This window comes from Candidatus Kryptoniota bacterium (assembly GCA_036567965.1).
GTDB lineage: Bacteria > Bacteroidota > Ignavibacteria > Kryptoniales > JAKASW01 > JAKASW01.
In genome coordinates, this window is sequence record DATCTN010000002.1 from 30472 (window position 1) to 45743 (window position 15272).

At 50.3% G+C, this 15272-nt stretch carries 13 protein-coding genes; 1 reads left to right on the forward strand and 12 read right to left on the reverse strand.

The window, feature by feature from the left end:
• Positions 1 to 178 precede the first annotated feature (178 nt).
• From VIS48_00185 to VIS48_00240, 12 genes are all read right to left on the reverse strand, one after another.
• Positions 179 to 769, reverse strand: coding sequence for a hypothetical protein (locus tag VIS48_00185; protein ID HEY9164559.1), 591 nt, complete (start codon positions 767 to 769; stop codon positions 179 to 181).
• A gap of 62 nt (positions 770 to 831) precedes the next feature.
• Positions 832 to 2874 carry a M13 family metallopeptidase gene (locus tag VIS48_00190; protein HEY9164560.1) on the reverse strand — a complete coding sequence of 681 codons (2043 nt, stop codon included), beginning with the start codon at positions 2872 to 2874 and terminating at the stop codon, positions 832 to 834.
• A 137-nt stretch (positions 2875 to 3011) separates the two neighbouring features.
• Positions 3012 to 4079, reverse strand: a complete 1068-nt coding sequence (gene hypE / locus VIS48_00195; GenBank protein HEY9164561.1) for a hydrogenase expression/formation protein HypE — start codon at positions 4077 to 4079, stop codon at positions 3012 to 3014.
• Positions 4080 to 4191: 112 nt separating this feature from the next.
• The gene (hypD, locus tag VIS48_00200) at positions 4192 to 5283 is read right to left on the reverse strand and encodes a hydrogenase formation protein HypD (protein HEY9164562.1); all 1092 of its coding nucleotides are present in this window, start codon (positions 5281 to 5283) and stop codon (positions 4192 to 4194) included.
• Positions 5280 to 7688: a carbamoyltransferase HypF gene (gene hypF / locus VIS48_00205; protein ID HEY9164563.1), complete on the reverse strand. Its 2409-nt coding sequence runs from the start codon at positions 7686 to 7688 to the stop codon at positions 5280 to 5282. Before hypF ends, hypD begins: the two co-directional genes overlap by 4 nt.
• A complete protein-coding gene (hypB, locus tag VIS48_00210; protein ID HEY9164564.1) occupies positions 7685 to 8338 on the reverse strand; it encodes a hydrogenase nickel incorporation protein HypB in 654 nt (217 codons plus the stop codon). Before hypB ends, hypF begins: the two co-directional genes overlap by 4 nt.
• Positions 8335 to 8697 carry a hydrogenase maturation nickel metallochaperone HypA gene (gene hypA / locus VIS48_00215; protein HEY9164565.1) on the reverse strand — a complete coding sequence of 121 codons (363 nt, stop codon included), beginning with the start codon at positions 8695 to 8697 and terminating at the stop codon, positions 8335 to 8337. Before hypA ends, hypB begins: the two co-directional genes overlap by 4 nt.
• Before the next feature lie 33 nt (positions 8698 to 8730).
• Entirely contained in the window at positions 8731 to 8985 is a 255-nt protein-coding gene (locus VIS48_00220; GenBank protein ID HEY9164566.1) for a HypC/HybG/HupF family hydrogenase formation chaperone, read from the reverse strand.
• 222 nt (positions 8986 to 9207) lie between these two features.
• Positions 9208 to 10029, reverse strand: coding sequence for an RNA methyltransferase (locus tag VIS48_00225; GenBank protein HEY9164567.1), 822 nt, complete (start codon positions 10027 to 10029; stop codon positions 9208 to 9210).
• Positions 10030 to 10156: 127 nt separating this feature from the next.
• Positions 10157 to 11437 (reverse strand): adenosylhomocysteinase, encoded by a 1281-nt coding sequence (locus VIS48_00230; protein HEY9164568.1) that lies wholly within the window; start codon positions 11435 to 11437, stop codon positions 10157 to 10159.
• Between the two features lie 44 nt (positions 11438 to 11481).
• A complete protein-coding gene (metK, locus tag VIS48_00235) occupies positions 11482 to 12663 on the reverse strand; it encodes a methionine adenosyltransferase (protein HEY9164569.1) in 1182 nt (393 codons plus the stop codon).
• Positions 12664 to 12681: 18 nt separating this feature from the next.
• On the reverse strand, positions 12682 to 13659 hold the full coding sequence (locus tag VIS48_00240) for a sugar phosphate nucleotidyltransferase (GenBank protein ID HEY9164570.1): 978 nt from the start codon (positions 13657 to 13659) through the stop codon (positions 12682 to 12684).
• Positions 13660 to 14109: 450 nt separating this feature from the next.
• Between VIS48_00240 and mqnC the strand changes: the two genes are divergently transcribed.
• Positions 14110 to 15174 (forward strand): cyclic dehypoxanthinyl futalosine synthase, encoded by a 1065-nt coding sequence (gene mqnC, locus VIS48_00245; protein HEY9164571.1) that lies wholly within the window; start codon positions 14110 to 14112, stop codon positions 15172 to 15174.
• Positions 15175 to 15272 lie beyond the last annotated feature (98 nt).

A 15272-nucleotide genomic window follows, 5' to 3' on the forward strand; every position in this document is an offset into this window, starting at 1 on the left:
AGACCTCAAGGAACGAAGAGTCATGCGACCAAATCGGTCGCACGAGAAATTTTCCAGTTGATTTTCACTCGCCGTACTCACGAAGCACCCTGACAATGTGCAAGAGAATTTAGCCCAGATGACGGCTATTGTCAAATGCTTCGGCCGACACCAACGGAGAGTCCCGGACTGTAAGCCACTAATCGTAGTCCGGGTCGAAGAGTCCTTCCTCGACGGAACCCGCAAAACAGACTTTGACCAAATCAGTATCGACGGGGCTCAGGTTTCTGAGTTGGGCCCGCGTCAGAACACTATGATGCTTCACGCGGGTGAGGTAGTCGCCGATGAAATCGAGGTTCGCCTCTGTGGTCATCCAGTCTTGCGCATCGAACCGGCTGAGGTCGACCGGATTGGAATAACTGCGCATCGACTTCTTCCCCTTCACGTTGAAGTACATGTCGAAATATGACATCGCGAGTTCGCGAACTGACTGATAGACGGGTTCCCTGTATCTTAAGACAGTCGTATTAGATTTCGTGACTGCGCCAAAGCGTCCGTCCTTCTTGAAGAGTGCTATCACATGGTCATCATCAAGTTGCGCCATGATGTCGAGAACGACAGGTTTGTGGCCGAGAAATCTCAATGCTGCTGCTGCGAAGAGAGCCCCTTCGAAACAGTTTGCCTTCCGCTCTCTCATCACCACACGCGGCGAGCCGGTACCCGGAATAGCGTCGTAAGTCAGTTCATTCAGGTAGAGTTGAATATCATACGGCCTCTTGAACTTGCGCAAGAAGTCATTCTCTTCGGCGCTGAACATATCCCGTAGCCGAGCGCTCTTCGAATTTCGCATACTTACCAAATCTTTACCCGCTCCTGTTCGGACCGCCACATCGGTTCTACTTGTTTGATCCCAAACGCCTCGTAGAAAGCAGGTAGGTCGCTTAGTGGACCATTCACCCTCAGGAAATTTGGCGAATGTACGTCGGTCAGTACCTGCTGCGCAAGGGCTTCGGGCCGTGTATGACCAAGCCATGAATATGCATAGCCGAGCCAAAATCTTTGAGATGGACTCAGACCGTTTATCGATTTCCCTTCCACGTACTCTGCTGTCTTCTGGAACGCATCGTATCCAATCACGAGCCCGCCGAGATCGGCTATATTCTCACCCAGTGTGGCCTTCCCGTTTATATGCATGCTGTCCAGAACGACGTAGCCGTTGAATTGATCGACCATCTTCTTGCTTCTTACCTCGAACTTCTCCGCATCTTCCTTTGTCCACCAGTCGGACAGATTTCCGTTCGCGTCGTAAAGTCTCCCTTCGTCGTCGAAGCCGTGTGTCATCTCGTGGCCTATTGTCGAAGCGCCTGCATACGAGTAGACAACCGCATCGTCGATGAGTGAATCGGGAACGCCCGGTATGATGAAGATCGCGGCGGGAAGAACGATCTCGTTGTTCGACGGATTGTAGTAAGCGTTATAAGTCTGCGGCGTCATATCCCATTCCTGACGGTCCACCGGCTTTCCAAGTTTATTCATGTCCCGGTCGAACCAGAAGATGTTTGAGTTGATCGTATTTCTCGCAAACGAGCTTCTGTCGATCGACAATTTCGAGAAATCCTTCCACTTATCAGGATAGCCGACTTTTCTCGTTATCCTGCTGAGTTTGTACAACGCCTTCTGTTTTGTGGAATCGCTCATCCAATCGAGACTCTTGATGCGTTGGGCAAAGGCAGCGACCATGTCGGCCACTAGTTTCTCATACCGTTTCTTGGTTTGACGTGAATAATACTTTTGAACGTAGACCTGGCCGAGAAGTTCTCCCATTGCACGTTCTGTCGCGTCCTGGACACGCTTCCACCTGGGTCTTTGCTCCTTGACACCGGACATCACTGTTCCTTTGAAATGGAAATTTTCTTCTTCCAGCTTACTCCCGAGCCTGTCCGCGAAGGAATTCAAGAGATGCCATTTCAAATACTCTTTCCATTTCTCGATCCCAAACCTGGAAATTGCCGCACAAAGTTGGTTGTAAAATTCCGGTTGACCCACGATGACTGAATCGACATTATGAGCTCCCTCGTCTTCGAAGATCTCACCCCACGAAATGGCAGAGAATTTCTCCTTAAGTCGTGCAAAATCCATCTTGTTATAATTCGCGTATGGATCCCTCAGGTCTTCGAGTTTCCTCGACGAGTCAGCGAGAAACAACTCGAGCTGATAAATCGAGTCGGCGTTAGCAACGGCATCATCGACCCTTTCACCGGCGAGCTGGAGCATTTTGGCCACGTGCTTCCTGTACTCATCCCGTATCTTCTGAGTGCGGGCGTCGTTCCGGAAATAGTATTCCCTGTTCGGAAGTCCGAGTCCTCCCTGCCAGAGATACAGCGCATACGAATCGCTCTTCTTCTGATCCTGGTCAATAAATATTCCAAACATCTCGTTGACGCCTTCCTTTTGCAGGAGTGCCACGACCTTGAAGACATCTGAACTGCTCGTAATCGACCCAATGGCTTTAAGTTCCGGACTAAGCGGAGACAAACCTTGATCATCTATTCCCGCAGAATCCATTCCCGTGTAATAAAAATCCCCCAGCTTTTGCCCGTTGCTCCCCTTAGGAGAGTTCGAGCTTTCTGATTCTTCGAGTATTCCTTTAAGCCGGTTGTAAGTCTCATCCTCGACGAGGTTCCCTATACCCCATGCTCTCTCGGTAGGAGGTATGGGATTGTTCTTCATCCATGTTCCCGTGGCAAACTTGAAGAAGTCCGTTCCCGGACTGACTGTGGAGTCAATCGCTCTTGTAAGAAAGTCCCCGTTGCTCAGGTCTTGAGAGAAGGAGGACGCGCATGTCAACATCAACAGCATACCAAGGCGACCAAGAAGCTTAAGTGTTTTGATCATATGCCACTCGTTTCTCTATTAACGGTTGATATGGTTTTGGCTCGACTGAAATCGTCGATTAAGATAAGGAAAAATGGTTACAAAAATTGCGTGCCCCCGGTCGGTCAGCCTCCGCAGGAAAAGTCTTCTATGGGATTCTAGCAAATCCTTGGGAGCTGCTCGCCGCTGAGCATGTCCACGACCCTGGCTCCGCCGATTTTGCTATTCATGACCACGGTGCCGATGTGCTGTGCCACGACATCTCCGATTATTTCCGAGCCTTTACCTAACGGATGATTCCGCATAACAGCCAGGACTTTATCTGCGTCGGTCGGAGGGACGAAGGCGAGTAACTTTCCCTCGTTAGCGACATAGAGCGGATCCAGTCCGAGGATTTCGCAGGCGCTGCGGACAGCATCGGCAACAGGAATCTTTTCTTCGTCAAGGACGATGCCGAGATGTGATTGCCCGGCGATCTCATTAAGTATCGTGGCCACTCCGCCCCGCGTCGGATCTCGAAGAACATGAACATTCTTGCTCACCTTCAATATATCGGCAACAAGTCCGTTCAAAGGCGCCGTGTCACTCGTAATTTCCGTTTCAAACTCGAGCCCGTTGCGTACAGACAAAATCGCGATGCCATGTCGGGCTATGTCTCCGTTCACAATTATTCGGTCGCCGACCTTCACCCTTTTCGGACCGATGTCGACGTCCTCCGGCACAATTCCAATCCCCGACGTATTTATAAATATCTTGTCTCCCTTACCGCGGTCGACGACCTTAGTGTCGCCGGTGACGAGCAGGACACCTGCCTTTTCAGCCGCTGCCCGCATCGAAAGTACAATCTTCCACAGATCGTCAATTGGCAACCCTTCTTCGATAATGAAAGCAGCCGACAGATAGAGCGGTTTCGAGCCGCACATCGCGAGATCATTTACAGTCCCGTTGACTGAGAGCTCACCGATATCCCCGCCGGGGAAAAATATAGGATCGACTACGAACGAATCGGTAGAGAAGGCAAACTTCTGTCCGCCTATCGCAAAGACCGCACCATCATGGAGCTGGTCGAGTAAGTCGTTCTTGAATTGCGGAACGAACATCTTCTCGACCAATTGATTGGTGAGTTTTCCACCGCTCCCGTGAGCGAGTAGAACATTGGCATAATCCGATTTTGGAATCGGACAAGAGAAACCTGAGAGTATGTCGGAATTAAGTTTCTGGCTCATAAGGCACCGTGTTAAAAGTCAAATCACAAAGTCATAAGACCAAAAGTCGACCGGTTGAGGGACAACTCTGAAGGAACAAGAAGCAGGAAATAGTTTTTTCCGAATGCTATAATCACAATTTGATCCTGCCGTAGTGGTAATATGCTGCACATGCGCCTTCCGACGAAACCATAGGTGCACCGAGCGGCTTTTCAGGTTTGCATTCCGCTCCGAACGCCGGACAATCTTGCGGCTTCTTCATCCCGCGCATAATTTCTCCTGAGATGCAGACTACAGATTCTTTCGTCTCGATCTTTTCTACTTCATATATTTTCTCAGCATCGTGTCGGGCAAAATCAGCCCTTAACGTCCACCCGCTATGTGGAATCGTTCCGATCCCGCGCCATTTCCTGTCGCTCACTTCGAATACTTTTCCGATGAGCTCCATAGCTTCTCTATTCCCTTCTCTTCTCACAGCGCGAGAATACTGGTTCTCAACGTCGACCCTTCCCTCTTCCAGTTGTTTCACGGCGAGATATAGGCCCTGTAGAATATCAACAGGTTCAAATCCTGTGACGACGATGGGCGTCCTATATTTTCGAGCAATCGGAAAATAGCTTTCAAAACCTGTCACCGCGCAGACATGCCCAGCCGCGAGAAACGCCTGAACCCGGTTCGAGGGAGCGGAAAGAATTGCTTCAATTGCAGGAGGCACCAGCACATGTGACGAGAGAATTGAGAAATTCTTTATCGCATGTTGTCTTGCCTGCCAAACCGCCATCGCGTTCGCCGGGGCGGTTGTCTCGAATCCCACCGCGAAGAACACGACCGACTTTGCGGGGTTCTGCCCCGCGATTCTGAGAGCATCGAGAGGAGAGTATACGATTCTCACGTCCCCTCCCTCAGACTTGATCGTGAGGAGGTCTTTATTAGAGCCGGGGACGCGAAGCATGTCGCCGAAAGAGGTGAAGATTACATCCCGACGCGCGGCAATCGCTACTGCCCTGTCAATTGTCTCCACAGGCGTAACGCAGACAGGACAGCCGGGTCCATGAACGAGAGTGATTTTGTTTGGCAGTAGAGTATCAATGCCGAATTTCACAATTGCGTGAGTCTGCCCGCCGCAAATCTCCATGATTGTCCAATCCTGGGTAGTCAATTCGGAAATCATCCAGGCGTATTTCTTTGCCGTAGGGCCGTCTCTGTATTCGTCCAGGAACTTCATTTCGTTTCCGCTACTCCAGACGATTCAGTCTGTCTCTCGATTGTCGATTCGGCATTGTCACCGTGTGGCGGCTCCATAATCCCGCCCGTATCATCAGTCAGGATTTCCATCGCGTACGCAATTTGTCCGAACGAAATTCCGCCGTCGTTAGGTGGTATCCTCTGATTCCAGTACGGGCTGAATCCTTCCTGAGCAAGAGTAACGATGGCACGTTCAGTGAGGTACTTGTTCTGAAAACAGCCGCCCGACATTATGACTTTGTTTTCACCGACACGTTTCGCGATTTCTATAATTGCATTTACAAGTGAATTATGAAATTTCACTGAGATCAATCCTACAGGAACATTCGCATCTAAATCAGAAATGATAGCTTTTACCATCTCGCGCCAATCTATCACTAACAGACCATTGGAAGTTGCATCCGATGATCTTTGTTCAACAGACAAAGGATACGATTCATCAGATGACACGCCGTCGCAGGCGAATTCAAGTTCCATAGCTCCCTGGCCCTCGAAGCTCACGCGCTGGCGGAGTCCGAGAATCGACGACGCTGCATCGAATAGCCTTCCGACACTTGACGTGATAGGAGAATTCAATCCGGACGAAAGCATCTTCAAGAGAATGCCCAGCTCATTTGCCGAGAAAGACATAACGGGACTCAGAGAATGCATCTCCGACAATGATGGGCCGTAAATCTCGTTCAAAACTCCGAGCGCGCTTCTGCGAGGCTCCTTTACCGCCGTGTCGCCGCCAGGGAGTCGAAAGGATTTGAACGTACCGATACGCCGATAATCTTTTCCGTTTGTCAAAAAGAATTCTCCTCCCCAAACCGTCCTGTCGTCGCCGTAACCCGTCCCGTCCCAGGAAACGCCGAGAACATTCCCAACGATCCTGTTTTCAGCCATGCATCCCGCAATATGCGCGAGGTGATGTTGAACCCCGATATTGCGCTGGCTCTGGTCAATGGCATACCGCGTTGAGAAGTAATCGGGATGATTGTCGTGAACGATCACAGCCGGTAATTTTTCGAATAGATTCTCGAAATCCGAAATGACTTTGTGGAAAGCCGAAGTTGCTTCCTTTGTCGTGAGGTCACCAATATGCTGGCTGACAAAAACATTCTTACCGGAATTTAGAGCGATTGTATTCTTGAGATGTCCTCCGACTGCAAGTACAGATATCTTCGTTTCCTTTTGGACATCGAGCGGGAAAGGCGCGAATCCGCGTGCCCGGCGAACAAGCTGTACGCGACCCCCGACAATCCTCGCGACCGAATCGTCCACATGGCGCTCAATTGGCCTGTCATGAACTAAAAACAAATCGGCAATCCTGCTGAGTTTTGCGAAGGCTTCAGTGTCATCTGTACATATCGGTTCTTCCGAAATGTTTCCGCTCGTGGCGACCACCGGGAAGCCAAGTTCCTGCATGAGAATATGATGAACCGGAGAATACGGCAACATTCCACCAAGATAAGGATTGCGAGGTGCTACCAGTTCTGAAATCAATTCATCTGACGATGGGATTGAGCTGCCCGATCTTTTCTTCCGTCTCAGAAGTACGATTGGCGCTTCTGGAGATTTGACCAGCGATTCTTCAAGTTCTGAGATGTCGCAATAACGATTCAGAGTTTCGATATCTGGAAACATAAGTGCGAACGGTTTTTCTTCCCTGTTCTTACGCGCCCGCAGAATGCGCACCGCCTCGTCATTCCCGGCATCCGCGATGAGCTGGTAACCTCCAATCCCTTTAAGAGCCAAAACTTCGCCGCGTCGAACGGCCCTCGCAGCACCAAGCAATGCATCATGGTACGACGCCACTATTTCTCCTGCGTTGTCACGGAGGTCGAGATGAGGACCACATTTGGGGCAAGCATTCGGCTGCGCATGGAAACGTCTATCTGACGGATCCTGAAATTCTCTGCGGCAATCATCGCACATTTGAAACTTGCTCATGGTCGTGTTTGACCGATCGTAAGGAAGCGATCTTATAATGCTGAACCGTGGGCCGCAGTTTGTGCAGTTCGTGAACGGGTACCGGTATCGTCTATCTTTCGGATCTGAAATTTCTTTCAAGCAGTCGGGACAAGTCGCTATGTCAGGGAGGACAAAGACTGATTTTTCCCCGGCATCATCACTTTCCCTGATCTCGAAGCCGCTGTAACCGCACGGGTCAAGGACGGTCGTTTCCATTCCCTGTACGTATGATCGAGGAGGTTTGTCGGAGTTGAGATGCACAAGAAAACGATCGAGGTCCGGCTGTTCTCCTTCGACCTCGATGAAGACTCCCTGAGATGAGTTGAGCACCCAACCCGACAATCTCATTTCATTTGCCAGCCTGTATACAAATGGTCTGAACCCGACTCCCTGCACGGCACCGTGCAAAGAAATGTGAAGCCGCTTACTCAAATCTTTCCCGTTTTCTCGAGAAGCCAGTGAGTCCAATCAGAAATTCCGGCCCCGGTCGTACAGGAAATTTCAAATACAACAAGCTTGGGGTTTATCTGAAGCGCATTCCTCTTCAGATGTTCGATATTACAATTTACATACGGGAGAAGGTCAATCTTGTTGATTAGAAGGACAGAAGCGTTCCGGAACATGGCCGGATACTTGAGCGGCTTGTCATCACCTTCCGTCGTACTCGCGACAACTACTTTCATTGCTTCACCGAGATCATATCCCGCAGGGCAAACGAGATTACCGACATTCTCGATTACGAGAATTCTCACGCCATCCAGATTGAGTTTGGACAGCGCATCCGCGACAAGCTTCGCATCAAGATGACATCCGCCGTTGGTTACAATTTGCACTACCGGGACACCGAACTTCGCGACTCTCTGAGCGTCGAAATCCGTCTGGACATCGCCCTCAATCACCGCGATCCCTACCTCTCCCTTGATGAACTCAAGCGTCCGCTCAAGCACACTCGTCTTCCCGGAGCCCGGAGAACTGACCAGATTTATGGCAAATATTCCTTTCGATTCGATCGCTCTCCTGTTTTGTGCCGCAAGTTCGTCGTTTTTCTGGAGAACCTTTCTCTCGATCGTCACTACGCTCATAATGATTTCCCCCAATCATTCTCAACTTCGATTTCCATAACCTGAAGCTCGTCACCGGTAATGACTTCCAAATCAGTGCTGCCACAGGCCGCACACAGAAACGTGAAGTCCCTTATCTCGGAGTCCTTACCGCAACTCGAGCAGCGGGCTGTGAGCCGGGTTCGTTCAAGGAAAAGCCTCGCGCCTTCGAGAGGAGTACCGCCAATGATCGCATTGAAACAAAACTCGAGGGACTCAGGTATCACCCCGGCCAACTCTCCGACTTTAACGCGAACGACTTTGACTTTCCCCGAAGCATTGCCGTCAACATTCTCCCTGACGATGTTTACAATGTTTTCGGCAATCGATAACTCGTGCATCAATTCCCCCGCTCAAAAAGTCTCAGACGAAGACTAAATACTGTCGTGATCAATCTCTTTCAAATCGTCGATCTGCTTCAAATATTCGAAGACGCGCGCGGCTTCCGTTTCGTCAACTATACTTATCGCGAATCCGACATGCACAATTACATAGTCACCAATTTTCACCTCGGGAACATAAGCAAGGCACACTTCCTTCTTGACTCCTCCGAAATCGATCTTGCCCATCGCCATTCCGGAAGGATCAGGTGAGATGCTCTCGACTTTGCCTGGCACGGCTAAACACATTTCCTAACTCCTTATTTTCCTTAACCGGGGAATCGCGCTGGACATTGATTGCCCCGTCACGTTCCTAGCCAATTAAGACAACGGGTGTGCCAGCTTCAGGCGTTCATTCGGGCTGATTTCGCGGTTCGGGCGGATAACCGGAGGCACTCTGCCTCATTCACGCCGTACAATACATGAGTATGTTGAACATCGAGATCGAGCGAAGTTAGCTCCGATGATTCCTTACCGCTGAACGTTGCACCGCTGACGATCCACCTCGTGCAGCACGACCGCGACTGAACTTGCCACGTTAATGGAGTCGATTGAGTTTGACATTCTAACTGTTGCTCGCACATCACAAATATCAAGAACCGCCGTCGATATTCCTCCGCCCTCACCTCCGAAGACGACGCATGAGTCATGCGTGAAATCAACTTTCTCGAGGTCGATTGAATCACTTCGCGGATGAGCGGCAATGATGTTGTACGATGCTTCATCCCGAAGCCAGACAAGCTCGTCGCGGAGAGAAGCGACCTTCAGCATAGGGAGCTTGAACACTGTCCCCATCGAGTTTCTTACGGAGCGTCTGAGATAGGGATCGCATGAGGTTTCTCCTGAAATAAGTATGTGAGCTCCGAATGCTGCAGAGTTCCTGACGATGACGCCCATGTTTTCAGAATTGGCAATCCCATCAAGAGCTACAACGAGCGCCGGCCGCGGAATTTCCATTATGGCACTTTTCAAATCTATGTTCTCAGGAACCCTACCGATCGCCATGATTCCCTGGTGAAGTCCGTATCCAACAATCTTTTCAAGGACAGCTTTGTTCGCGATGAAGATTCCCTGCTCGATGGATCTTTCTTTCAGCAGGCCGCGATACGCCCCGAACCATTCCGGCGTGAGAAGGACGGAACACACACGCAGATCGCTCTCGATGAGACGTCTCACTACTTTTTCACCCTCGGCTACGAATATATCCCTTTCCCTATGTTCGATCGTCCGTCTCATAGTTCGGTACGGTTCAAGTTCAGGAATGTCAAGCGAATCAACTTCGAGGGTCTTCATGCCCGGCAGCTTTTATAAGGCTCATGAGAAACGAAAGTCATCTCAGATTTCCGATCATCCAAATGAAAAAGAAAAGGCCGTCCCCCTATTCAAAGGAACAGCCTTTATATAGAACAGAGGAATCTACTCAGGTACCGGAGCTGTAATCCGTTTGATACTTCACCTGTTCAGGAGTCAGCTTGTCTATTTTGATTCCCATCGTCTTCAGTTTCACCATTGCGATCTCCTGATCCTGCTTGGGGGAAATATCGTGTACCGTATTCTCGAGCCGCTTTCCTTTCTTGTGTAATTCAGCGAGCCTGAGTTGGGCCATGAACTGGTTGGCAAACGACATATCCATCACCTCCGACGGGTGCCCTTCTGCTGCGGCGAGGTTCACGAGGCGGCCCTGTGCCAGCACGTAAATACGCCTGCCGTCTTTCAGCAGATACTCTTCGTTGTTGGGCCGAATTTCCTGGACCTTCTTGGTCATCCCCTTCAAATGGACAAGGTTCAACTCGCAGTCGTAGTGGCCCGTATTACAGACTATCGCCCCGTCCTTCATCTTCTCGAAGTGCCGGTCGACGACGATATCCTTTACACCGGTTGCGGTCACGAACACGTCTCCGATTTTCGCAGCGTCGTCCATTGTCATGACTCGAAAGCCTTCGAGTGTCGCCTTTAATGCGGCGGTGGGTTTTACTTCCGTAACTATCACATTAGCGCCGAGTCCTTTTGCTCTAAGCGCAACACCTTTGCCGCAATGTCCAAAGCCGGCGACCACAATATTCTTTCCGGCGAGCAGAACGCTCGTCGCCCTGAGTATGCCGTCGAGCGTCGACTGGCCGGTTCCATACACATTATCGAAATCCCATTTCGTCTCGGCATCATTGACCGCGATGACGGGATATTTCAGCGCCCCGTCGGCCGCCATCGCTCGAAGACGATGTACTCCTGTCGTTGTCTCCTCAGTCCCGCCCACAATCGCCGAGGCCGCAAGCTCCGGGTACTTTTTATGCAGCGTGAATATCAAGTCGGCTCCATCATCCAGAGTCAGGTCCGGCTTCATCTTTATCGTCTCGTCGATCGCCCAATAGAACTCCTTCACCGACATTCCGTGCCACGCAAAAATTGAGATCTCGTCAGAGGCGAGCGCTGCCGCGACTGAGTCCTGAGTTGATAGAGGATTGCAGCCGCTCCAGCTTACCTGCGCGCCGCACGCAACAAAAGTCTTCACGAGTACGGCGGTTTCTTTTGTAACGTGAAGACATCCCGCAATCTTGAATCCTTTGAAGGGTTTCGAGGAGCTGTACTTTTCCTTCAACGCCATCAGGACAGGCATTCTTGATTCAGCCCACGCAATCCTCTTTTTGCCCTCGCTTGCTAAGGAAATATCCCGGACTTTATATAGCCCTTTCACCTCATCCATTGATAATCTTCTCCATGAGTTTTCAATCAGTGATTGGAATTCTATTACTTCACTTCTTTTTGGAGCGCCTTGACCAGATCGGTTTTCTCCCAGGTGAAATCTTTTTCGTTCCTTCCGAAGTGTCCGTATGCGGCAGTCTTTTCGAAAATGGGCCTTCGCAAATTAAGATGTTTCGTGATTCCGCTGGGAGTAAGATCCATGACCCGTCTTAAAACTCGACCGAGCTCATCATCCGAGACTCCGGCAGACGTTCCCCGTGTGTCGACGAGGACCGAGACGGGTTCCGCAACGCCGATGGCATACGCAAGCTGGATCATACATTCTTTGGCGAGTCCGGCGGCAACGATGTTCTTCGCGAGATAGCGCGCGGCGTATGCCCCGCTCCTGTCAACCTTCGACGGATCTTTGCCGGAAAATGCTCCGCCTCCATGCGGCGCATATCCGCCGTAAGTGTCGACAATGATCTTTCTTCCGGTTAGTCCGGTGTCGCCGTGAGGCCCGCCGATTTCGAAACGACCGGTCGGGTTGATGTAATACTTAGTATCCTTTGTCAGCCATTTCTCGGGAATTGCTTCTCTGATGATATATTTCTTCACGTCGTCAGCTATCTTCTCTTGCCATTTCTTCTCGTTAACTCCCTTCGGCTCCGGATCGTGCTGAGTTGAAACCACGATCGTTTCGGCAGTTATTATACCACCTTCATGGTACGCGACGGTGACCTGGCTCTTTCCATCGGGCCGGAGGTACTTCATCGGGGAGCTGTCTCCCTTCTTTCTCACCTCTGCCAGCCGACGGGTCAGCCTGTGCGCAAGCGCGATTGGAAGAGGCATGAACTCATCCGTCTGCGAGCAAGCGTAACCGAACATCATCCCCTGGTCACCGGCTCCTCCACGATCGACTCCACGGCTGATGTCGACCGATTGAGAATGCATGACATTTATTATGCCGCACGAGTAAGCATCAAATTTATAGCTGCTGTGAATGTACCCGATCCGTTCTATCACGCCTCGCGCGATGTCGGCGACGTCGATTTTCGCTTTGGCTTCTTCAGTCGTTGTCACTTCACCGCCGATGACGACAAGACCGGTGGTTACATAAGTTTCGCATGCAACCCGCGATTCGGGTTCGATGGCAAGGTGTTTGTCTAATACGGCATCGGAAATCTGGTCGCATATTTTGTCCGGGTGACCTTCAGTGACAGATTCCGATGTGAACAATTTGTACATTTCGTCTCCAGTAAATTTCTAAAACAAATCTATTTCGGTAGAATCGCCGGCATTCACCCGCTTGAAACTTCCCTTGAGCTGCGCGTTTTGTCCGACTATCGATCCTTCCAACAGAGATTTCTGAATCGAAGCCCCTGAACCAATGATGGAGTCGCGGATTAGAGAATCTTCTATGCTTACGTCGGAATCTATTGTCGCGTCGGGACCAATAACCGAATGTACTATCTTTGCGGAATCTGCGATATAAACCGGCGGGATTATCACCACGTCCTTACGGCTCTTGAAATGGTTAGTCTTCTTCAGCAAATGTCGGTTCGTCTCGAGCAGAGTTTCGGGTTTCCCGCAATCGTACCAACCCTCTACTTCGAAATAATTGATCCTCTCTCCGCGATTCAACATTAACTGAAGTGCATCTGTGAGCTGGTACTCCCCTTTGGTCCTTATGTCTTTCTCCACAATTTCCTTAAGCGCACTGTACAGCGTCCCGGGATCTTTTATATAATACAAGCCGACCATAGCGAGATTTGAAGTGGGCTGATCCGGCTTTTCGACCAGCTTTGTGACTCTTCCGTCTACGGTCTCCGCGACACCGAATCTTCTTGGATCGTTGACTCTCTTAACACCGATACACGAGTATTCGCTTTTCGTTATCTGGTCAAGATCTACATCAAAGACTGTGTCACCAAGAATGATCAGAAGTGGTTCATTCGATTGTTCTTTGGAGAGGGCAACATAGGCCGCATGCCCAAGTCCGAGTCGTTCCTCCTGATAAATAAACTTGAAATTCGCTTTGTACTTCCCGCGAAGGTAATCTTCTACCATGTCACCCATGTATCCGACGACAACCGAGATGTCCTTGACGCCAATCTTCACCAGTTTGTCGACGATATGACCAACGATTGGTTTGCCTCCGACATTAAGCAGGACTTTGGGCAGAGTGAAAGTGTGTGGACGCAGACGTGTTCCCACCCCTGCAACGGGGATCAATGCTCTCATTTCTTCATACGCTTTGTGGCAAAATTTAACAACCGCACGCTGAAGTTCCAAAACATCTCGCGAAGTCGACGTATTCCTCGTTAGTGCTGAACTCCGGAGGTCTGTCCGGCGTTAATGTTTTGGCGGCCGCAATGATGAATCTCGCGAAGCGTCTTCGTTCAAGATTGTCCCGCTACAGACCTGCGCACCAGAGCGCTTTGCCGGTGCGGGATGCAGCCTCATTTAAAAATTTGTGATCAAGAAGCGACAGGGCATCTCGTTCCAGCCCCTGAAGTCCGCCGGAGGTAGTAGTTCCCTATACACTCGGCGAGCGGATCCGACAAGGTAGATGCGTGTCGCCGTCACATGCGGCAAGCGCAGACATTTGATGTAGCACTGAAAACGAGCAACCTCTGCTGCTTCCTCAACGTTGAATCTTTTGCGGTTTATTGCGAATTTTAGAAGAGAAAAATGCTGAAACACATTTTTGAAAAAGTGCGCGACGGAGAAAGGCTCAGTCTGCAGGACGGATTGGAGCTGTTTGATTCCAACGATCTGTTGGTGATCGGCATGATGGCGGATAGTGTCCGCAGGAAGAAACACCCGAAGCCTGTGGTGACTTATATAATAGATCGAAACATCAACTACACGAACGTATGCGTTACCGAGTGCACGTTCTGCGCATTTTACGCCAAGGTGGGAGACGAGAAGAAAAGTTACACACTTTCGAATGAAGCGCTCGGAAATAAAATCCAGGAGACTATCGATCTTGGTGGGACCAGGATCCTGCTCCAGGGAGGGTTGAACCCGGAACTCAGGATGGATTATTACGAGGACCTTTTCAGATTTATAAAATCAAATTATAGAATCTGGCTGCATGCCCTGTCGCCGGAGGAAATCGTTTTCATCGCACGCGAGAACGGACTCAAGACCAGAGAAGTGATAAAGAGACTGATAGACGCGGGTCTCGATTCCATCCCAGGTGGCGGCGCTGAAATACTGGTCGACGATGTCCGCGATAAAATCGCTCCGAAAAAATGCACGTCTGACGAGTGGCTCGGAGTGATGAACGAAGCGCACCGGCTCGGGCTGAAGACTACAGCGACCATGATGTTCGGCCATGTAGAGAGTTATGAAGACCGGCTCCAGCATATGATCGTCGTGCGGGAGCTCCAGGACAAGACCGGTGGGTTCACTGCCTTCATACCCTGGACCTTCCAACCGAGAAATACCGAGCTGGCAGAGAACCACGATAACCTGAGAGAGAAATCTTCTGCTTTCGACTATCTCAAGACTCTAGCAATCTCCAGACTCATGGTCGACAATGTCGATTCGATCCAGGTAAGCTGGGTAACCCAGGGGCTGAAGGTTGCTCAGATCGGTCTACAATTCGGTGCAGACGACTTCGGAAGTCTCATGATAGAAGAGAACGTAGTGAGCGCTGCCGGAACCAAACATTTTTCCGGCTTCAACCTAAATCAGATCAAGAGGTCAATCAAAGCCGCAGGCTTCGAACCTGAACAACGGTTCATCTGACATTGTCGGAAGAAATAGACGCTCGAAAATACAGGTCAGGACAAGCAGGTTGAACCGATCTCTACCCTGTTCACCATTTCACTTAATACCTATTCATG

What these genes read in the sequence shown, in the direction of transcription:
- hypA (HEY9164565.1), bottom strand. Translation starts at nt 8,697, where the DNA reads ATGCACGAGTTATCGATTGCCGAAAACATTGTAAACATCGTCAGGGAG.
- VIS48_00240 (HEY9164570.1), bottom strand. Translation starts at nt 13,659, where the DNA reads ATGAGAGCATTGATCCCCGTTGCAGGGGTGGGAACACGTCTGCGTCCA.
- metK (HEY9164569.1), bottom strand. Translation starts at nt 12,663, where the DNA reads ATGTACAAATTGTTCACATCGGAATCTGTCACTGAAGGTCACCCGGAC.
- mqnC (HEY9164571.1), top strand. Translation starts at nt 14,110, where the DNA reads ATGCTGAAACACATTTTTGAAAAAGTGCGCGACGGAGAAAGGCTCAGT.
- VIS48_00225 (HEY9164567.1), bottom strand. Translation starts at nt 10,029, where the DNA reads ATGAAGACCCTCGAAGTTGATTCGCTTGACATTCCTGAACTTGAACCG.
- hypE (HEY9164561.1), bottom strand. Translation starts at nt 4,079, where the DNA reads ATGAGCCAGAAACTTAATTCCGACATACTCTCAGGTTTCTCTTGTCCG.
- VIS48_00220 (HEY9164566.1), bottom strand. Translation starts at nt 8,985, where the DNA reads ATGTGTTTAGCCGTGCCAGGCAAAGTCGAGAGCATCTCACCTGATCCT.
- VIS48_00230 (HEY9164568.1), bottom strand. Translation starts at nt 11,437, where the DNA reads ATGGATGAGGTGAAAGGGCTATATAAAGTCCGGGATATTTCCTTAGCA.
- hypD (HEY9164562.1), bottom strand. Translation starts at nt 5,283, where the DNA reads ATGAAGTTCCTGGACGAATACAGAGACGGCCCTACGGCAAAGAAATAC.
- VIS48_00190 (HEY9164560.1), bottom strand. Translation starts at nt 2,874, where the DNA reads ATGATCAAAACACTTAAGCTTCTTGGTCGCCTTGGTATGCTGTTGATG.
- hypB (HEY9164564.1), bottom strand. Translation starts at nt 8,338, where the DNA reads ATGAGCGTAGTGACGATCGAGAGAAAGGTTCTCCAGAAAAACGACGAA.